Source organism: Pseudomonas sp. 1176_21, assembly GCF_052850635.1.
Genome location: NZ_VXCV01000001.1, coordinates 678,721 through 698,569 on the forward strand (window position 1 = coordinate 678,721; position 19,849 = coordinate 698,569).

At 62.9% G+C, this 19,849-nt stretch carries 16 protein-coding genes and 1 pseudogene; 9 read left to right on the forward strand and 8 right to left on the reverse strand.

The features are described 5' to 3' along the window. The first annotated feature begins 89 nt into the window (after positions 1-89). The 6 genes from FW760_RS03315 to betI all read left to right on the forward strand — a co-directional run bounded on the left by FW760_RS03315 (position 90) and on the right by betI (position 7,798). Positions 90-989 carry a proline iminopeptidase-family hydrolase gene (locus FW760_RS03315; protein WP_158554932.1) on the forward strand — a complete coding sequence of 300 codons (900 nt, stop codon included), beginning with the start codon at positions 90-92 and terminating at the stop codon, positions 987-989. A 269-nt stretch (positions 990-1,258) separates the two neighbouring features. Continuing rightward, complete coding sequence (locus FW760_RS03320; protein ID WP_100632745.1) at positions 1,259-2,626, forward strand: APC family permease; 1,368 nt, start codon at positions 1,259-1,261, stop codon at positions 2,624-2,626. Positions 2,627-2,789: 163 nt separating this feature from the next. Further along, positions 2,790-4,286 (forward strand): aldehyde dehydrogenase family protein, encoded by a 1,497-nt coding sequence (locus FW760_RS03325; RefSeq protein WP_116053960.1) that lies wholly within the window; start codon positions 2,790-2,792, stop codon positions 4,284-4,286. A gap of 10 nt (positions 4,287-4,296) precedes the next feature. Then, positions 4,297-5,481, forward strand: a complete 1,185-nt coding sequence (locus FW760_RS03330) for an iron-containing alcohol dehydrogenase (RefSeq protein ID WP_054914492.1) — start codon at positions 4,297-4,299, stop codon at positions 5,479-5,481. Positions 5,482-5,541: 60 nt separating this feature from the next. After that, positions 5,542-6,984, forward strand: a complete 1,443-nt coding sequence (locus FW760_RS03335) for a purine-cytosine permease family protein (protein ID WP_043861246.1) — start codon at positions 5,542-5,544, stop codon at positions 6,982-6,984. 166 nt (positions 6,985-7,150) lie between these two features. After that, the gene (gene betI / locus FW760_RS03340; RefSeq protein ID WP_052504246.1) at positions 7,151-7,798 is read left to right on the forward strand and encodes a transcriptional regulator BetI; all 648 of its coding nucleotides are present in this window, start codon (positions 7,151-7,153) and stop codon (positions 7,796-7,798) included. 4 nt (positions 7,799-7,802) lie between these two features. Here betI and FW760_RS03345 read toward each other — a convergent pair whose 3' ends face one another. The 3 genes from FW760_RS03345 to FW760_RS03355 all read right to left on the reverse strand — a co-directional run bounded on the left by FW760_RS03345 (position 7,803) and on the right by FW760_RS03355 (position 9,590). After that, a complete protein-coding gene (locus FW760_RS03345) occupies positions 7,803-7,973 on the reverse strand; it encodes a hypothetical protein (protein WP_167400189.1) in 171 nt (56 codons plus the stop codon). Positions 7,974-8,113: 140 nt separating this feature from the next. After that, positions 8,114-8,800 (reverse strand): hypothetical protein, encoded by a 687-nt coding sequence (locus FW760_RS03350; RefSeq protein ID WP_043861247.1) that lies wholly within the window; start codon positions 8,798-8,800, stop codon positions 8,114-8,116. Between the two features lie 67 nt (positions 8,801-8,867). After that, positions 8,868-9,590, reverse strand: coding sequence for a hypothetical protein (locus tag FW760_RS03355; RefSeq protein ID WP_116053962.1), 723 nt, complete (start codon positions 9,588-9,590; stop codon positions 8,868-8,870). A gap of 88 nt (positions 9,591-9,678) precedes the next feature. On the opposite strand from FW760_RS03355, the gene FW760_RS03360 reads away from it, so the two are divergent. Next, positions 9,679-10,311 carry a dTMP kinase gene (locus FW760_RS03360; RefSeq protein ID WP_116053965.1) on the forward strand — a complete coding sequence of 211 codons (633 nt, stop codon included), beginning with the start codon at positions 9,679-9,681 and terminating at the stop codon, positions 10,309-10,311. 25 nt (positions 10,312-10,336) lie between these two features. Here the strand turns inward: FW760_RS03360 and FW760_RS03365 are convergent, their stop codons facing one another. Together FW760_RS03365 and FW760_RS03370 are read right to left on the reverse strand one after the other, a co-directional pair. Then, the gene (locus FW760_RS03365; RefSeq protein ID WP_054914496.1) at positions 10,337-10,552 is read right to left on the reverse strand and encodes a TIGR02450 family Trp-rich protein; all 216 of its coding nucleotides are present in this window, start codon (positions 10,550-10,552) and stop codon (positions 10,337-10,339) included. 133 nt (positions 10,553-10,685) lie between these two features. Further along, a complete protein-coding gene (locus FW760_RS03370; protein ID WP_058540197.1) occupies positions 10,686-11,996 on the reverse strand; it encodes an MFS transporter in 1,311 nt (436 codons plus the stop codon). A gap of 260 nt (positions 11,997-12,256) precedes the next feature. Here FW760_RS03370 and FW760_RS03375 point away from each other — a divergent pair. Together FW760_RS03375 and FW760_RS03380 are read left to right on the forward strand one after the other, a co-directional pair. Next, a pseudogene (locus tag FW760_RS03375) lies at positions 12,257-13,220 on the forward strand (GNAT family N-acetyltransferase). 318 nt (positions 13,221-13,538) lie between these two features. Then, positions 13,539-14,981 (forward strand): tetratricopeptide repeat protein, encoded by a 1,443-nt coding sequence (locus FW760_RS03380; RefSeq protein WP_446443582.1) that lies wholly within the window; start codon positions 13,539-13,541, stop codon positions 14,979-14,981. A gap of 43 nt (positions 14,982-15,024) precedes the next feature. Here FW760_RS03380 and FW760_RS03385 read toward each other — a convergent pair whose 3' ends face one another. From FW760_RS03385 to FW760_RS03395, 3 genes are all read right to left on the reverse strand, one after another. Beyond that, positions 15,025-15,750 (reverse strand): hypothetical protein, encoded by a 726-nt coding sequence (locus tag FW760_RS03385; RefSeq protein ID WP_446443583.1) that lies wholly within the window; start codon positions 15,748-15,750, stop codon positions 15,025-15,027. 83 nt (positions 15,751-15,833) lie between these two features. Then, positions 15,834-19,361: a hypothetical protein gene (locus tag FW760_RS03390; protein WP_116053970.1), complete on the reverse strand. Its 3,528-nt coding sequence runs from the start codon at positions 19,359-19,361 to the stop codon at positions 15,834-15,836. Between the two features lie 72 nt (positions 19,362-19,433). Beyond that, positions 19,434-19,757: a hypothetical protein gene (locus tag FW760_RS03395; protein WP_116053973.1), complete on the reverse strand. Its 324-nt coding sequence runs from the start codon at positions 19,755-19,757 to the stop codon at positions 19,434-19,436. Positions 19,758-19,849 lie beyond the last annotated feature (92 nt).

Here is a 19,849-nt window from a genome sequence, read left to right on the forward strand (position 1 = left end):
CGACGACCGCCTGTTCCCGCGTCAGTACCGGGCTTGCGGGTTCGGGGGCGTGCGCCAACAGAATAAAAATCACAAGGTTGGAGGTGCTCGTGAGTGACTACGCTGCTGTGCCAGATGAAAGCGGCCATATCGATGTACCGGGTGGGAAGGTCTGGTATCGGCTCAACCGCTCGGCCAACAGCGGTGCCGTGCCGCTGATCGTGCTGCATGGCGGCCCCGGCAACTCCCATGACTACCTGCTGCCGCTGCTCGAACTGGTGCCTGACCGCAGCGTGGTGCTGTACGACCAGCTCGATTGCGGACGCTCGCAGCGGGTGGGCGACACACGCAACTGGAGGCTGGAGCGTTTTACCGACGAGATAGATGCCGTTCGCGAGCACCTGGGCCTGGGCCAGGTGCATCTGTTTGCCAGCTCGTGGGGCTGCAGCATCGCCATCAACTATGCGGCCCGGCAGCCGGCCGGGCTGTGCTCGCTGGCGCTGTCGGGGCCGTTGGTCGATGCCAAGCGCTGGATGTCGGACTGCGAGCGATTGAAGGCGCAGTTGCCCGACCACCTGCAGGCGGTGATGCGCCGGTGCGAGGCGCAGCGCGACTTCACCAGCCCCGAGTACCTGGAGGCGGTCGACGCGTTCTATGTGCGTCACCTGTGCCGCGTGCAGCCCTGGCCGCAGATCGTGGTCGACACGATGGACAATTGCGCGACCGAACTGTACGGCTACATGTGGGGCCCCACCGAGTTCTTCGGCACCGGCACACTGGCGGACCTGGACCTGACCCCGAAGCTGGCGTCGATCGAGGTGCCCACGCTGTTCATGTGCGGGGCCCACGACGAAGGCACCCCCGAATCGGGCCGGGCCTTCGCGGCGATGGTCAGGGGCGCCGAGTTCTGCTGCATACCCGAGGCCTCCCACATGCCGCATATCGAAAACCCCGAACCCTTCTTCAGGCACCTGCGCGCCTTCATTGCCAAGGCGACCCCGCGCACCTGAATGCCGTCGGGTCGATGCACAGCCAGGACGGCACCGCTGGGGATCATTCCGCCGACGACTGATTGCATGCGCAATGGTCGCTTGTTCGCCTGGTGGCCCACTTTGATACTTGCCCCTTGCAGGAAGCAGCCCCGGTACAGCGCACGCAGCCCCGCGCGCGCTGTACCGACCCTTGAAGTCATGGATAAAACTATAAAAAACAAGTCGACCCAGGCCCCTGGCGAAGCAGGGGGTTGCGCCTCGACGATCTATTGCTTCGGAGATTGCCCATGTCGATTGCCAATGCGTCAGATACCCCCAGTACACAAGACCCGGAGCAGGCAGGGCTCAAACGGGTACTGAGCTTTTCCGATGTGCTCGCCTACGGCCTGCTGTATTTCGTGCCCATCGCCCCGGTCAGCGTGTTCGGGCTTATCTACAACACCTCCGCCGGCATGGTGGCGCTGGTGTACCTGGTGGCCGCCGTCGCGATGATCTTCAGCGCCATCAGCTACAGCCAGATGGCCAGGAAGATCCCCCTGGCCGGCTCGGTCTATTCCTATGTCACCCACGGCACCAACAGCAGCCTGGGCTTCGTGGCCGGCTGGGCGATTCTGCTCGATTACCTGCTGCTGCCGGCACTGCTGGCGGTGCTGGGGGCGGCGGCGCTGTCGGCGCAGTTCCCGCAGGTGCCGACCACGGTGTGGCTGGTCACCTTCGTTGCGGTGCCCACGGCGGTCAACCTGATGGGCATCGAGATGAATGCCAGGTTGAGCAAGGTGCTGCTGCTGATCCAACTGGTGGTGCTGTTTCTGTTCGCCGCCTTTGCCACCTCTCGCATCATCGAACTCAAGCCGACCCTGGAGCACTTCATCGCGCCGTTCTACAACCGCTCCGACTTCTCCATGGCCATGGTGTTCGCCGCCGTACCGATTGCAGCTCTCAGCTACATCGGATTCGACGCGGTGTCGACCCTGAACGAAGAGGCCAAGGGGGGCGGGGAGACGGTCTCCAGGGCCACGATGATGCTGCTGATGCTGGTCACGGTGCTGTTCGTGGGGCAGGTGTACCTGGCGGCAGTGTTCGTGCCGCTGGGCACGGTGTACCAGGGCGCCGCTGCCGACACCGCGTTCTATACCCTCAGTGCCGAGATCGTCGGGGCCTGGTTTCTGCCGGTGATCACCCTGACCAGCGGCATCATCGCGCTGATGGCCAACACCCTGGTGTCCCAGGCGACCACGGCGCGGGTGCTGTTCAGCATGTCGCGGGACAAGCGCCTGCCCGCGTACCTGAGCCGCATCAGTGCCCGCACCAACGTGCCTGCCAACGCCATCGTCACGGTTGCGCTGGTTTCGTTCGTGGTGGCGTTCGCCGGGGCCGGCTACCTGGATGTGATGGTGACCCTGGTCACGTTCGGCGCGCTGACCGCCTACATCCTGTTGCACGTGTCGGTGATGATCTACTTCAGGAAGATCGGCCAGGCGCAGCTGTTCAGCCATGGGGTGTCCCCGGTGCTGGGCGTGCTGCTGTTGAGCTATGCGCTGTGGAGCACCAACGTGCACGCCAAGGTGCTGGGCGCCGCCTGGATGCTCGGCGGCCTGCTGATTGCCTGGGTGATGCGCCGGCGGGGGGCGCCCTCGCTGAACTGGACGGACTGACTGACTGCACGCTGCTGCCCATGCATCGCCTGGAACAATGCCCGCTCATGCGGGCATTTTTTTATTGAAAATAAATTCAGTAACGGCTTTGATCCTTATTGAAGATATTTTCAGTATCGCCTAGGATTGCCCCAGCCTGACAAGAACAAGACGGGGTATTGCAGTGACACGACTCAAAGACAGGGCCTATTGGCTCGACAAGGCAGCAACGTTGCCGCTGGAGGGCAGGGCCTTCATTGACGGGCGCTATGTGGACGCGCAAGACGGGGCGACCTTCTGCACCCGCAGCCCGGTTGACGACGCCGTGCTCGCGGCGGTGGCCCAGTGCGCGAAGGCCGATGTGGACCTGGCCGTGGCTGCTGCGCGGCGCAGCTTCGAGGCCGGCGTGTGGAGCGAGCTGGCGGCCCGCGAGCGCAAGGCGGTGCTGCTGAGGTGGGCCGCACTGCTCGAGGCGCATACCGACGAGCTGGCGCTGCTGGAGACCCTGGACAGCGGCAAGCCGATTGCCGATACCATTGGTGCCGACCTGCCGGGCACGATCTACTGCCTGCGCTGGTTTGCCGAACTGATCGACAAGGTGCACGGTGAGGTGCCGGCCACCGACCCGCAGTTCTTCGGCACCGTTACCCAGCAGCCGCTGGGCGTGGTGGCGGCGGTGGTGCCCTGGAACTACCCGCTGCTGATGGCCGCCTGGAAGTTCGCCCCGGCCCTGGCAGCCGGCAACAGCGTGCTGCTCAAGCCGTCGGAGAAAACCCCGTTGAGCGCCTTGCGCATCGCCGGCCTGGCGATGGAAGCGGGTGTTCCGGCTGGGGTGTTCAACGTGCTCCCCGGTGATGGCGCGGTAGGGCGCGAGCTGAGCCTGCATGGCGACGTCGACTGTATCGCCTTCACCGGCTCCGGCGCGGTGGGGCGGCAGATCGCGCAGAACGCCGCCGCCTCCAATCTCAAGCGTGTATGGCTGGAGCTGGGCGGCAAGTCGGCCAATATCGTCATGGCCGATTGCGCGGATATCACCCAGGCCGCGCAGTCGGCAGCAGCGGCGATCTTCGCCAACATGGGCCAGGTATGCAGCGCCGGGTCGCGTCTGCTGGTGCAGCGCTCGGTGATCGAGCCGCTGCTGCGCGAACTGCTCGTGGCCACCGACAGCTATTACCCGGGGCACCCGCTGGACCCGGCCAGCGTCACGGGTGCGATCATCGACGCGGTGCAGTTCGAGCGCGTCCAGCGCTACATCGAAACAGGCCGGCACGAGGCGCAGTTGCTCAAGGGCGGCCAGGCGCTCTCGCCGGTGGGGGCAGGCGCCTACCTGGAGCCGACGATCTTCCTTGCCCCGGACGCAACCGCGCGTATCGCCAACGAGGAAATCTTCGGCCCGGTGCTGGTGGTGATTCCCTTCGACACCCTCGATGAGGCCATCGCCATCGCCAACCAGACCGAGTTCGGCCTGGCGGCGGCGGTGTGGTCATCCGACCTTGGAACCATTCACCGCGCCACCCGCCAGCTCAGGGCCGGCACGGTGTGGGTCAACTGCTATGACGAACTGGTGGACATGAACTTCCCGTTTGGCGGGTTCAAGGAGTCCGGCAATGGCCGGGACAATTCGGCCCATGCGCTGGGCAAGTACACCGAATTGAAATCCACCATCCTGCGCTGCCGTTGAGGTCAACCCCATGCAAAACACGCTTTCAGCCTTGAACCCGCAACAATGGACCGTGCCACTGCCCATCGAGTACGGCCCGGGTGCGCGTCATCACCTGGCCAGGCTGTGCCGGGACTTCAACATCAGCCGACCGATCATCATCACCGACCAGGGCTCGCTGCGCCTGCCCTTCGTGGATGAACTGCAGCGCAGCCTGACCGAGGCGGGGCTTGCCTGCGGCCTGTACGGCGGCATCGAGCCCAACCCCACCGACCAGTCGGTACTGGCCGGTGCCGCAGCCTATCGGGCCTGGGGCGCCGACGGCATCATCGCGCTGGGGGGCGGCAGTGGCCTGGACGGCGGCAAGGCGGTGGCCCTGGTCGCCCGTCAGCAGCGCAGCGAGCTGTGGGCCTTCGACTTCGACAAGCCGGTGCCGGCAGGTTTCAGTGCGGCGGACTTTGCGCCGGTGATCGCGATTCCCACCACCGCCGGCACCGGCGCCGAAACCGAGAGCACCGCGATGCTCACCGACACCGGGCGCGGCATCAAGGGCTGCGTGTGGCACCCACGGGCGCGCCCGGCGGCGGTGATCCTGGACCCGGAGCTGACCCAGAGCCTGCCGGCCAACCTGACCGCATGGACCGGGTGCGATGCGATCATCCATGCCCTGGAAGCCTACTTCGTGCCCAGCTTCAACCCGCTCAGCGATGGCGCCGCGTTGCAGGCATTGACGCTGCTGTGGGGCTCGATCGACACCGCCGTCGAACGCGGTCACGACCTGGAGGCGCGGGGCAACATGCTGATCGGCTCGTGCCTGGCCGGCGTGGCGTTTCTCAAGGGCCTGGGGCTGGTGCACGCACTGAGCCATATGGTGGGCGCCACCTACAACACCCACCATGGGTTGACCAACGCGGTCATCCTGCCGGTGGTGCTGCGCTACAACCAGGCGCAGATCACCCCGCGCCTGATGCCGGTGGCGCAGGCCCTGGGCTTGCCGGACGCCGAGTTCGAGACCTTCTACAACGCCGTGTGCGCCTTGCTCGACCGCCTGGAGATTCCCAGGTCGCTGGCCGAGCTCGGGGTCCGCCAGGCCGATGTCGGCGCCGTGGCACGCAAGGCCATGGGCGACCCGGCGCGGCTGACCAACCCGCGCGACAGCACCCAGGCACAACTGGAGGCGCTGTTGACCCAGGCGATCAACCACGCCCGCGATTGATGAACCCGCTGTTTTCCGCTTAGCCGTGCAACCAGACCAATAAAAAAAGGTGCAACTGCCATGTCTGCCTCCCACTCGGCGTCCAAGGGACGCCTGAACCTTGAAACACGCTCCATCGATTACGTCCCGCTCGCAGAGCGCCACGGCAAGGCGTGGCACCTGTGGCCCATCTGGTTCTGCGGGGAAGCGCACCTGACCACCCTGGCGGTGGGCATCATCGGGGTCGGCATGGGCGCCAACCTGTTCTGGTCGGCGGTGGCGATCTTCCTGGGCTGCGCCTTCGGCACGCTGTTCATGGCCGGCCATTCCACCCAGGGCCCGCAGATGGGCCTGCCGCAACTGATCCAGTCGCGCCCGCAGTTCGGCTACCTGGGCGCGTTGCTGGTGTATGTGGTGGCCATCGCCACCTACGTGGGCTACAACGCCTTCAACCAGTTGCTGGTGGGCCAGACGCTGCACGAACTGTTCGACGTTCCCGAAAACGGCTCGGCCATCGCCTTCTCGCTGCTGGCGATCGTCATGGCGATTGCCGGCTACAACACCTTCCACAAGGTGCAGCGGCTACTGGCGTTCGTGCTGATCGCGGTGATGCTGGTGTTCACCGTGGGGCTGTTCTTCTTCGTCAAGCTGCCAGCCGATCAGCTGAGCGTCTCGGACTTCAAGGCAACGCCGTTCCTGGCGCAGTTCTTCGTGGCCGCCGCGTATCAGCTGAGCTGGGCGATCTACGTGTCGGACTACTCGCGCTACCTGCCGGCCAACGTCAGCGTGCGCTCGTCGTTCTGGTGGACCTACATGGGCGCGATGATCGGCGGGGTGTGGATGATGCTGATCGGCGCCCTGGCCGCGGCACTGAGCCCGGGGCAGAACCTGGCCAAGGGCCTGGTGATGCTGGGCAACACACTGTTCGGCGGCTTCGGCGAATGCCTGCTGATCCTGGCGGTGCTGAGCCTGGTGACCAGCGCGGCGCAGAACTTCTACGGCGCCTCGATCACCTTGCTGAGTATCGCCGACACGGTGAAGACCCAGACCTCCACCTTGTTCAAGCGCATCGTTTCGATGTTGCTGGTGGGCGGGACCGCGATCGCCATCGCGATGACCGCCTCGGACAACTTCGTGAAGGACTTCGGCGACTTCCTGGCCATCCTGCTGTACCTGTTCACCCCGTGGACGGCGATCAACCTGGTGGACTTCTACAAGGTACGCCACGGCAAGTTCTCGATTACCGAGATCTTCAAGCCCAACGGGATCTACGGGCGCTGGAACTGGCGCGGCATCGGCGCCTACGTGGCAGGCTTCGTGGCCATGCTGCCGTTCTCCAGCACCGGGCTGTATACCGGCTACGTGACCACGCTGCTCGATGGCGCCGACATCAGCATGCTGGTGGGCCTGGTGGTGTCGGCGCTGGTCTACGGGTGGCTGTGCCGCACCCAGGACATCGCGGCGGAGCTGTCGCGCATCGATGAACTGGACAAGGACCTGGAGCGCGGCCTGAGCGCCAACTGAGCCTGTCGACGATTGCCCCGGCGTGCGCAACGCACGCCGGGGCAATCGCCATTTCCTGTCACTTGCCCGGGCAAAAGTTGCTAAATTGTCGCCTCGCTTGGCGACTGAGATGTAGCCGCTGTCCGGAGACCGGGGCCATGCCCCGCAGTGCACAGGTTGTTGACGTATGAGCAGTGAGCCCGAAGTAACCCAACCCAGGAAGCGTCGAACCCGCATCGACCCCGAGACGCGCCGCAAGGCCATCATCGAGGCGACGATGCAGTGCATCACCCGCTATGGCCACAGTGGCAGTACCCTGGAGCGCATCTGCGCGCAGGCCGGGGTGTCCATCGGGCTGATCGGCCATCACTTTTCCAGCAAGGAAGAGCTGATGCTGTCGACCTACCAGGAACTCACCGACCAGCTGCGCGAAGAAACCCGCAAGTACCTGGCGGTGCAGGGCGGCACCCCCGAGGACCGTCTGCTGGCGATCATCCGCTCCTCGTTTCGCGGGCAGATCTTCAACGAGTTCATCCTCACCACCTGGCTGGGGTTCTGGGGGGCGGCGGTATCGTCGGAGCAGCTGCGCGCCTTGAACAAGAAGCTCTATGCCGACTATCGCAAGGAACTGGAGTCGGTGTTCAAGGCCATCGGCAAGGCACAGGGCACGCAGATAGACGCCAAAAGCGCGGCGTTGACCATCACCGCGCTGATCGACGGCTTCTGGCTGGAATGGGCGCTCGACCACAAGGCCTTCAGTTCGAAGAAGGCCGAGAAGTGCTGCATTGTCACGGCGCAGATGTTCGTCAAGGGCGCCGAACCGCTGCAGCCTTGAACGGCTAGGCGAGAAACTCCGGCTCGGCGGGGGGCGCCTGCGGGGTGTCCTCGCGGATGCTGATGTACAGCGCCGCGCCGCACACGCCCACCAGCCCCACGCTGGCGAGCACGATCTCGCCCAGCAGCATTCCCACGATCAGCAACAGCAGGCTAAGCCGGCAGAACAGGGTCATGGCTGTCTCCTTGGCAGTTGGATTGTTGTGCGGCCTACCTTATACGTTCGCCGTGGCTGCATGCAGCACCGGCGCGTTGCCATGGCATTGCTTCCCTGTGCTTTGGCCGAATTACCACCTGCGCCCAGGCCGGCCGAGGGCTACTTCGGGGTTGATGGGCAAGACGTGGCCGGGGCGCTAGCCGTGACCGGGCAGTGGCTCAGAAACGCCTGTAGACCTTGCTGATAGTCCTGCGCCGGCATCAGCTCGCTGTGCCTGGCAATCAGGCAGGCCATGCCCTTGGCGCGCATGTCTGCGCTCGCCACGTGGTAGAAGTCCGGCGTTTCCAGCAGGTGTACGACTTGCTCCCAGGCCAGGACCGTCTTGCCGCCCCGGGCCTTGTCCAGCGTGAAGCCCTGATCATCGAAGCTCAGCTTGTACGTGTCCTGGGCCGATTTCAGGGGTGCCCGAAGCCTGGCCTCGATCAGGCGCTGGTTGAGCCCGCGTACCGGTGCCCGGGGCTTGGCGTGGTTGGCGGCGATCCGCGCTTGCAGGTGGCCGAGCCAGCGCCCGGAAAAGCGCCACCACAGCGGGATGAACACCAGTGTGAAAAGCAGCAGGGCGATGGCTTTCTCCGGGGTGATGCGTCGCTCCGGGAGATACACCGCCAGCAGGGCGCCGATCAGGCACAGGGCGAACATCAGCGGGCCGATCAGGCGGCTCTGCCACCTGGCGAAGGTGGCCAGGGCGCGGGCCTGTTGCGCGTCCTGCTTGAGCAGTTCCTGCTTCAGCGGTTCGGCGATCCAGGACTGGAGGTGGTCGGGGGTGATGCGGTAGTGCAGTTCCATGAGGGGGAATCCGAGGTCCGTCGGGGAGGGCGGCAGTCTACCGGCTTGCGCGCTGCAGGGGCGCGGCTCAGGTGGGAAACTGCGCCATGTGCCGCTCCACCCACGCGTACAGCTGCTCGTCGAGCTGCGTGCGCTGCTGGTTGAAGCGGGTTTGGCAGGCGTCGAAGAGCAGGTCCTGCTGGATCCGTATGGCCAGCTCGACGTGGCTTTCATCGGCATGGGCCTGGCGCAGGTGCTGCTGGCGCTGATCGGCCTGCTCCAGTGTGTGCGCCAGGGCATCGAGCTGCAGGTGCCTGAGTTGGGCGACGGCCTGGGGCAGGTGAAAGTGCAGGGCACTGTCAAAGCCTTCCCATTGCTCGAAGGCCAGCCATTCGTGGATCACCATGAAGCAGCGCAGCGCCGGGGGCAGTTGATCCAGGCGCTCGAAATCCAGCCAGTACTGGCGGGGCAGCTGTTCGGCGGTTTCGATGGCCTGGGCGATCAGGTCCAGGGCGCGTGGCTTGTCCTGGTGATGGTGGCGCAGAATGCGCTGGGTCAGGGTGAAACGCGCTTCGTCCAGAACGGTCAAGGCGCGGCTCAGGTCGTAGCCCGCACTGTGCAGGTACTGGCGGGCCTGTTGGTGTGGCAGACCGGATTTTTCCATCAGCACCTGCAGCTGTTCGGCCTTGTACAGCTCGGCAGCCTGCTGCGGGTTGCCGGCGCAGCGTTGCAGCAGGGCGCGGGCGTGGCGCAGGCCGATGGGCAGGGCGCTGCGCAGTTGCGCAAGGGCCTGGGTGAGTGTCGGGTCCATTGACGGGGGTGCCTCGGTGTCTGCTGGGGAGCGGGTGTGCAAGAATGCCGGCTCATGACTGATGGACACAACCAGAGGCGCAACAACAATGAACCGTCCGCTTTTCGTTTCGCTGGATGGCCCCAAGGGAACCGGCAAGACCACGCTGCTGGAAGCTGTGACCCAGGCACTGCGGGCTGACGGCAGAAAGGTGGTCCGGCTGTCCGAGAAAAACAGCGACCCCGGCCGGGGCGAGACGATGGCGCTCGTCAACGCACTGGTCAGAAACCCCAGCCGGTCGCTGGAGTGGGCGGTTTGCGAACGCCTTGCCGAGAGCCGGGCCTGGATTTCCCGCCAGGTGCTGACCAGGCAGCCGCCCAACAGCATCATCCTGATCGACCGCTGGTATCCATCGGATGCGGCGTTTCGCCGGATAGTGCCGTTTGCCGAGATTCTGCGGTTGAACCTCGAGCGCGAGGTGAGTGTGCCGGACCTGCACGTAGGGGTGGTTACCAGCCCGCAGATTTCGTGGGCGAGGGCGGCGGCCAGAACCCGAGGGCTGGGCAGTACCGTGATGTTCAGCCTGGAGGAGCAGGTTGCTGCCACGAAGGCATTCGAGCAGGCGGTTGCGGATAACGGGTGGGTGCTGTGCCGTAATGAAGGCACGGTTGAGGAGGCGGTGAGGCAACTGGTTTGCGAGATCCATGCTGCCAGTCAAAGGATTCACAAGGCGATCGGTTGATCGTCCCATACCCAGAATGTGCCGTTCAGCACCATCCGATTTTCCAGCGCTGGCTATCCCTGAGTTCCTGCCAATCGAGCAGTTGTTTTCGCCCGCTGTGCACGGCCTGCAGTTCGATCTGCAGGGGTGTGCCGTGCTCATCGCAAATCAACTCGGTGACCAGGAAGTGCTTTTCACGGTTGACCGGCTGGCAGGCGGTCCACTTTGACAGCCCAAGCTTTCGTGGATTGAAACGGTTCATGCGTCCTCCGGCAGTTTCGAGCAGATTGCGAGTTGCCCAAGAGGCTGTCGACTGCTGAAGCAGTGCCTCTCGACCCAAGGTGAACGCTCGATCAACGCGTTCGGGGTGTCGGGACGCTCCACTGTAGCCTCTTTCAACCAGGCTCGCAGTGTGGCGCGGGCTTGGGGGCGGCCTGGCCGTTGACCGCATCGGGCATCGGCGGGTGATCCTGCACGGCCTGCATCAGGTCTTCTGTCAGGCGCAACTCGGCACCGGTAGGCGAAAAGGTTGCCGAGGCCGTGAACGGCGCAGGATTGACCGGTACCGGGCGCTTGCCGCGACGCCAGACGAAAAACGTCACCATGCTCAGGTTGACCACCGCGAAGGCCCAGAACAGCCCGTTTTCGCCCAGCGATGTCATGACCGGCGAGATCATCAGCGGGCTCATGGCAGAGCCCAGCGAGTTGATCAGCAGCAGGCCCTGAATCATGGGTACCAGCGCCTCGGGCGACGCGCGGTCTGCTGCATGGCTGACCGCTACCGGGTAGAGCGCGAACACGCCGCCGCCCAGCAGGAACAGCAGTGCGGCCAGCAGCGTCGCGGACAGCGGCAGCAGTACCACTGCCAGCGAAAGCACGCTGCATACCGCCGCAAGCACGGTCAGTACTTCCAGGCGGTCCCTGCGGTCAGACCAGCGCCCTACGGGATACTGCAGCAGCATTGCCCCGAGAATCGTCCAGGCCATCAGGCTGCCGACTTCGCCGATATCGTGGCCGATACGCTGCAGGTACAGCGGAAGCAACGAATACACGGCGGCAATGGCCACCCCTGAGCCAAAGCAACCCACCAAACCGGTAGGCGTCACCCCCAGCAGCTGTCGTGGTTTGAGCGGCTCGACCTGGTCGAGCAGCGGCGACACCCGCGGCAGGATCACGATCGGCAGCACCGACAAGGACGCGAGCATGCCGGCGACCATGAATGGCGCCGTGTCGCCCCAACCGGTGATCTCGCCCAGGGTTGCCTGGCCCAGCACGCCAGCGCCGTACAGGGCGATCATGTAGAGCGCTAGCAGGCGCCCGCGGATCTTTGCGTCACCGGCCAGCAGCAGCCAGCTTTCAATGACCAGAAACACGCCGACGGTGGCCCAGCCGTTGATCAGACGCAGCACGAACCAGCCCCAGGTGTCATAGAACATGCCCTGCAGCAGGATGGTGACGCCAATCAGCGAGGCGAAGCTGCTGTAGGCACGGATATGGCCGATCCGCAGGATCAGCCGGTCGTTGAACAGGGCGCCTAGCGTAAGGCCGATGAAGTAGGCCGAGGCGACGATACCGATCATCGTGGCCGATTCCCCGGCTTCGCCCAGGCGCAACGTGGTCAAGGACGACAAGGCACCATTGCCCAGGGCGATGATGAACAGGCCCAGCAGGGGCGCCAGCGCCATGGCCAGCAAACGCGGAGACATAAAAACCTCGAGTGACCTGCTGCACGGCGCCTTCGGGCAGTACGCGCGATGTATCGAACGGCAGGAAAGGGCCAGCCAGGGCAGGGCGATGCCCCCTGCAGACTGTAGAAAAGGAGGCGAGATTTTAAGCATTGCGCGGCATTTGCCAAGTCACTTTGCTGCGACGTTGGGACGCAGGCGGTGAGGGGGGAGGAAAGTGCGCAAACTGTTCGCCATTCTGGCGTTATGTCTTAAGATGGCCGGTTGCCGAAAGAACCGTCATGGCAATCGCCATGAAGGGCTTTCATCCTTTGCATATCAAGTGTGGTGAAGATGAACAGGCCTTTCATTTCGCTGTGCCCTGAAATTACCCGGGCACATGCGCTGACGTTGATGGACTGGTTGGAAGACGAACGTGTTACCTGCTATCTGAGTGATTCGCGTGATGTTTCTCGCTCCATCGAACAAGCCATCGATCGGACTCAATTGCCGATCCTGACCCATCTATTCAATCGGGGCGGCCGATTCTTCATGGCCTATGACCGGCATGACGCCCCCGTCGGCTTTGTCCGCCTCGTCAAGACTGGCTCCAACTGCGAGATCGTCCTGGTCATCGGAGACAGCGACAAGTGGGGCCGAAACCTTGGCGCCCGTACGATTCGCGAAGGCATGAAACTGGCCTTCCTCGACATGCGGGCCAAGAAGCTCATCGCCAAGATCCACCCGGACAACACGCGCTCGCTGAAAGCCTTTGTACGCAGCGGCTTTGTGCTGGAGAGCGAAACCCCGACATTGAAGTCATTTGCCATGACGATGGGGCGCTACCTCACGTTCTTGCGCGAAGGTGCCGTGGGCGACTCCACCGGGATCTACATCACAGAAATCGACAAGGCCAGGCTCGAGGGCCTGATCGCGCTAGAGGAAGGCCCGACCGTGGTGGAACTCGAGCATGAGCTCGAGCGGGCCATCGTCGTCAAGCCGCAGCAGGTGGCGCGCAATGTCGTCACGATGAACTCCAGGGCCTTGTTGCAGCTGGACGACGAGGAGATCGAAGTGGCGTTGGTCTACCCCGAAGACGCGGACAGCAGCACCGGCAAGCATTCGGTGTGTTCCGACATCGGCGCCGCCATCCTCGGCTATCAGGAGGGGGACGCCATCGACTGGCGAATCGCTGATCGAACCCGCCGGATCGAGATCCGGAAGGTGCTCTATCAGCCCGAGGCTGCGGGGCATTTCCACCTGTAGCTGCACTTTCAGTGGATGGTGGCGATAGAGTGGCTATGCTAGGCGTTTCGCAACCCGGCTCCACGAGCCACCTGATGCTCGATTCCAAGGACGGACCATGCACGCTGAAAGGGATAGTACAAACATAACCGGTGTGATTCGAGCCTACGGCGCAAGGTCTCTTGAGACCGAGCCTGCCTGGGCTGCATTGAATGACACTGGCGGTGCGAGCGCCGCGATTGGCGATGACGGGAATGAGGCTGCTGAAAGTACCGACAAGGACGCTTTCGGCCGCGCCATGAAGATGAAGGCTGCCCTTGACCCGTTCAGAGGCTTTGCGTGAGTGCGCAAGTCTGGATGGCGAAATATGGTGCCCTGCGCACCACGCCAGAGGCTGCAGGCAATGGTTGCGCGCAGCAGACCGTATCGGTGCTGCTGGAGGAAGGCTGTACCCTGTGCGATCAGGGCGAGTTCGATGCCGCACAGGCATGCTTTCGTGCCGCTGTGCAGCAGTGTCCTGACTGGGCTGTTGGCCATAACAACCTGGGTTGGGCCTTGCAGCAATCGGGGCGCAATGAGGACGCAATTTCGAGCTACAAGGCTGCGATCAGCCTGCAGCCTGCCTTCGACCTGGCCAGGGCCAACCTGGCCTTTTTGCTGGCCACGCTGTATGGCCACATGGGCCAGCACGATTCGGCCCGTGGCATGTGGAAGGTCCTCGGCGAACTGTACCCGCGCGATCCAGAGATCCTGGAGCAACTCGTCAGCACTTCATTGCGTACTCACGACCTTGACGCTGCGGGCCTGTGGGCTTCGCACTATGCCTCTGTAGTTCGTGGTGACGAGCGCAGCCTGTCTCAACCCGGTGCCTGCGAAGGGCGTGGTGCTGTACCGAGGGCTTCGCGGGCGAAGCTGGCCCACGACCTGGAGCAGTTACGCTATCTGCGAGACCACCAGCTGATTGGTCCGCGTCTTGAGGCGGAGATTGCTAGCTATGAGGCAGCTCTCCAACCATTCGAACAGCCCAACAGTTTGGCAACACCCCCGGCCAACGTCGCTGCGCTGCCCCCGAGCTACGGGCGTAATGTGCACCAGTTGCAGGCTCCGCGACTGCAAGAAGGGGCCTTGAAGATGAGCCAGGCGCTGCTGCGAGCTGAACGCGATTACCTGGAGAGCCCCCTGGGCCTGGTCGTGATCGACGACTTCCTGTCTGCTGATGCACTGGCGCTTGTGCAGGCGTTCTGTTTGCAGTCCACCATCTGGCATACCGACCGATATGCTCATGGTCGGCTCGGCGCGTTCTTCAGGGAGGGTTTCAATTGCCCGCTTCTGCTGCAGGTTGCCGATGAGATTCGGCGTTGCTTCCCCCAGCTTATCGGCAAGCATCACCCATTGCTTCAGATGTGGGGGTTCAAGTACCAGCATGACCAGCCTGCGACACACCCCCATGCAGACTTTGCCGCTGTGAACGTGAACTTCTGGATCACGCCGGACGAGGCAAACCTTGACCGCGACTCGGGAGGGCTTGTGGTCTACGACGTCGAGGCACCCTCTGACTGGGATTTCGAAACCTACAATCGCCAAGGTGATCGAATTGCCGCCTTTCTGAAGGAGGCTGGAGCCCGGCGCACAGTCATCCCTTACAGGTGCAATCGCGCTGTGATTTTCAACTCAGATCTGTTCCATGCCACCGCGCCACTGGCTTTCCGGCCGGGCTACCTCAATCAACGGGTCAATGTGACGCTGCTCTTCGGGGAGCGTGGCAGCGCGCCGGGGCAATGAGACTGCCAGCCCGGTGAGGTAGCCACCGGGCTGGCAGCATCGGCTATTCGCCTTGCGTGCGGATGTCTACCTGCATGCTACCGACGTTGTCCGTCAGGCCCGCACCATAAATCCCGTTGAGGTCATCGTTGATGCACAGTTGCAAGGCCCCCGACTGTCCTGCCGGCACCTTGACCTGAGGCCCAACCAGAAACGGTGCGTTGTCGCCAATGCGGCCGATCAGGGCCCCCTCGAACTGGCCTGGCAGGGTATAGCCTTGCTTGGCGCGATAGTTCGTGTTGCCGGCCGGGCCTGTTTTCCCTGTTGCCGGGTTGGAAGTCCAGGAGCCTTGCGCTGCAATCAGGGTGACCTGGCGGCCAGTCACTGTCAGGCCGCTTTGCTGCCAGGCTTGATTGGCCTGAATGGTCACGGTAACCGGATACAGGATGTTCACTGCATCACTGACGCTGGAGGCGTCGAAACCCGCCTTGCCAAGGGCTTCATTCATCTCGGTGGCCGGTGTGGCTGGCAGCACTTTCGGGTTGAGAATGGTTTTCCCGACGTCAAGCGCGGTCAGGTCCGGATAGGTGGTGTGCAGGATGATTGCGAGTTGGGTCGCGGTCAGGGCCGAGAAAACCTCGATCACGGCTTCGGCCACTGCGGTGTTGTCGGTGGTAGCCCCTCGGGCACGTGACTGGAGCTGGGCCAGTGCCTCTTTGACCGCCTCAAGGGGGCTCAGCCCTTGTTGCTTAAGAGACTGCAGGATGCTGATCAGGGTTTCGGTGCTCATGCTGTTTACCTCTCGTAGTCGCTGTTTGTAATGGGGTGAATGACGCAGTTGAACGGTGGATCTTCTTGCTCGGCATGGCGGCGTCACTGATAAGCGAGCACCAGCGCAGTTGATAGCTCCACAGGCGAGATGGCGGGGTACGCCACTTTGAGGCCTGTCGCGGTGTCCGTTGCGGGGTAACCTGCCTTTGCCATGGCGCGCGCCATCTCTGATACGCCAAGCTGTGGGAATGCCTTCAACAGATTGACTGCGCACAGCTCTCCAGGCACGCCCTGGTCACGCTGGGAGGCGGCAAACTGCAACGGATCGGGATACGCCAGGGCAAGTACGGTCGCCAGCTCAAGAGGTGGGGTATCAGGCCACACAGCAAGCAGGCCATTGCTGGTCTCAATGGCCGGGTAGCCGCCTTGCGCCATGGCGATGGCCAAAGTGTCCGGTGTCAGGTTCGGGAATGCCGCTATCAACTGTGTACCGCACGCGCTCCCCTCGATAGTGAGGGCATGCAGCGCGGTGGCCATTTCTGATGCGGTTGCATAGGGCGTAATCGTCACCTCGACGACGGCCGACGGCACGCCCGCTACGTAGTTCACCTGGTCGGCGCCAGGCAGCGCCCAGACCTGCACCTGGTAAACGGAAGGCGAATGCGAAGGGCAGGGTAGAGCGAAGTCTGCATGCTCGACGCCGCTTTCCTCCCGGGCATGCAGCTCAATAACCAGAGGGGCAGCCCCTTTCTTCTGCGCCAATGCCTGGTAGCGCAATGCACCGGCAACCGAACGCCAGCGCAACGCAACATTGCTGCCGATACTGCTGGCCTGGAAGTCCTGGGGCTGGCCTGGACGTACAAGCGTCAGCGGCTCGCTGTCTGGACTCGCTACGGATGCATGCCCACCCTTGGCCGTTACGCTGAAGCGATAATCCCCCGCTGGGGAAGCCTCTTCGAAAATGAATGCGTATGTCGCAGGTGGGAGCGACTGATCTGCGCCGGGCTCGATCTGGACCCTATCGGTCGCACTCCCGGGCAGGCGGGTAGAGAGCTCGTACGAGGAGGCCCCGGCAATCGGTGGCCAACTCAGCTGCACTCCATATGCTGGCGCCGGGACCGTGGTGTCTGCTTGAGCGCTGGGTTGGGCCGGCGCTGTCAGCCGGTTGAAGGGAGCCGCCGCCCAGCGGGTGGCCGATTGTTCATGAACACCCTGGACCTGGGCCGTGTAAGGGCCTGAAGGCCACTCTGGGCCAAACTCGAACTGGGTCTGCCGGGCCGCACCCGCCAGGTCCGGGTTGTTCAGCAGGATGGTCGCGGCACTGTCGAGCAATTGCGCGTGATAGCGCGCATTGCCCTGGCCACCCCCCCAGGTCAGAGTGACCACACGGTTGGTGATGGTGACTCGCGGATCAACAGGCGGGCTCTGTGTCGCGGTTCCTGTTCCTGTTCCTGTGCCGCCAGTGCCAGTGCCAGTGCCAGTCCCTGTGCCTGTGCCTGTGCCAGCAAAGAAATCTGCAACCGCGACTACGGCCCCGGCGACCAGGGCCCCAGCAGCGCCGGCCCCCGCCTCTGCGGCCGTGGCTGCGGCAAGGGTCTCTGCAGCTGTCGCAACAACAGCATCTGCTGCTACACCGTCGATCAAGGCCTGGCAGGCAAGAGTAGCGGCATAGGAGGCCGCGGCTTTTCCCGCGGTGAGACCAATGACGGCAGCAATGGCCTCTCGGTTTTTCACCAGGGCTTTGACAAATGACTCAGCTGCTGCAGCCAGAGCACGTTCGATGTAGTTGCCCAACTCGGAAAAGCTGATCGAGTTGGGTAGGGGGATCGACACCAACCCTGGAAATGGAATCGCTACCGCGGTGAGGGAGGTCTGCGCGACGCAGAGCGTATAGGACCCATCGAGGACCAGCGTTACCCCCTCATCATTTTCCTGGGTACCAAACGAGACACTCACGCGGAATTTCGACTGTAGAAGCTTCTCGAAGGCGAACCCGACGAGTTTGCCGCACCCGGCGCTGCCCTGGTCGGAGAGTTTCTGCAGTGTCTTGATGAAATCGATGGCGTTGGTCAGATACTCGAAACTTGGCCAGTTCGTCACCTGGAAGCCACCGTCCTTGCTGTACCGAAGCCCCAGGGATGTGCCAGCGGGCAGGAACGGTGGGTAGTTCGATAGCGCCGTGAGCGTACCGTCGACCTGGGTGTTTCCCTTCGCGTTTCTGGTGGCTTTCACGCGGACGTCGACGCCAAATTGTTCCTGCATGAACCATAGGCTGCCAACGAAACCCATAGAGGATTTCTTCTCGACGGTAGACAGCTCGAACGCAGGCCCGCCGATGGGCTGTGAGGCGCGTGATGCCGCGATGGTCACGATGAAGAGGTCGATGGGCTTGCCCAGGCTGATATCGGCAGTGACGCCATCCTCGGCAATCTGGATCGTGCCGACCACTTCCAGGGTCTTGACGAGTGTCAGGTCGAACAGCGCCCTTATGTTGAACCCATTCTGGTAGTCGATGCTGGCGCTAAGTTGACGATCGGGCAGGTCCCCCTCGGCAGGGCATGAGAATGTCTCCAGTCTTGCGAGTTGGCTTCCAGCGGCCGAGCGGTAATACAGCTCGCTGCCTGCCTTGAAGGTGATGTCGATGAGCGAGGTCGGCCACGGGGCCCCCGGGATGCATTGGTTGAACACATCACCGATCGACAGTGCCTTGTCGACTTTTATGCTGGCCACCTGGGGTTTGCCGTTGTGCAGGTAGATGTACCCGGTCAGCTGGGCTGAGCCGACTCTGACCGTACCCTGGACCTGGAATGTTCGTTGATCATCGTTGTCGCCATAGCGAGCGAATATCCCGAACACCAGGCGCTGGAAGGTAATGCCACGCATCTGGTCGCCGAAGAGCCTGGTAACGCTTTGATCGGGTTCGGCACTTTTCAAGCAGGCTGAGAAGGTTCTGTTGACCTCGTCCGAGTTCAGTACCCCTTCGAACAGATACTGCTTCTCATCAAAAAGGGACACACGCAGCTTGCCTTTGACATTGAGCTGTCTGGCTTCCTTGAAGCGATATCGAACCTCGACCTCTTCAAAGCCGAACAGCTTGAACAAGCGGATGTTCGGCAAGCTGGCCAAGTAGATCGCGTCACTCACCGCCTTGCCGGCGACAGTCCCTCTAGCCAGCACCGCGGAGAGTGAAAGTTTGTCACCGTCGCCAGAGGGCGAGGCGTACCCTATTTCAATCAGGCTGCCGAACAGCTTGATATCGTCGAGGCTTACCGTCAGCCAAAACCCCGCTGTATTGGTCATCGGCTCGGTGGCCCTGGAGACACTGAGTGGAACCGGCGATTGCGGGAAAATCTTGTCCAAAGAGGTGTTCGGGGGGACCGCCCCGTTGCCGAAATGACTGAATGTGAAGAACCCGGCATCCATCACCCTCAGATATTCGGCCGGAAGCTCGATATCGAAGGCTTTGTTGAGTTCAGCGAGAACATTCCACCCCTGTGCATCCTCTGTTCCCAGGTCTGCATAGATCAGGCTGTACTGGCGTGACAGGTCCAGCTGGCACTTGCTTCGGGCGGCGATCTTGCGACCAAAAATCTCCGACCAGGCAAAGTGCGCCGTAACGCGGATATCCATGGGCGAGGGGCCCTCCCGCAGGCAGGTACATCAATGCGGTGGGGCATAGTGACATGCCCCACCGTGGAGGAGTCAGGCCTTGACTTCGAATTTCCCGTCTTTGTATTTGCCTTCGGAGACTTCAACGTTGAGCGCCTGGACGACCTTGGCGTCACCACCAATGGCGTCGGAGATCAGGTCCATGGGTGGTGCAACTGCAACGTATACCTGGTCGGTGGCGCCGACGGCGACTTCGAGAAGTGTCTGCGGTACCGCGTCTGCGGCTTCGCCTTTGGAGGTGACAGTGAAGATGAACGGCTTATCGGCAGTCGGTGCAGAGTTGGGGATGTTGAGCGAAGCTTTGTAGGTCTTGTTGTCGATCAAAAACTCAGCATTTACTTTGGCACTGATACCCATTCTGAGAGCTCCTTGCTGCATGGACTGGGGGGGGGGAGGTGGCCACCTTCCTGGTGACGCGACGGTGGCGCTTGGAAAAGTAGTAGGCACTC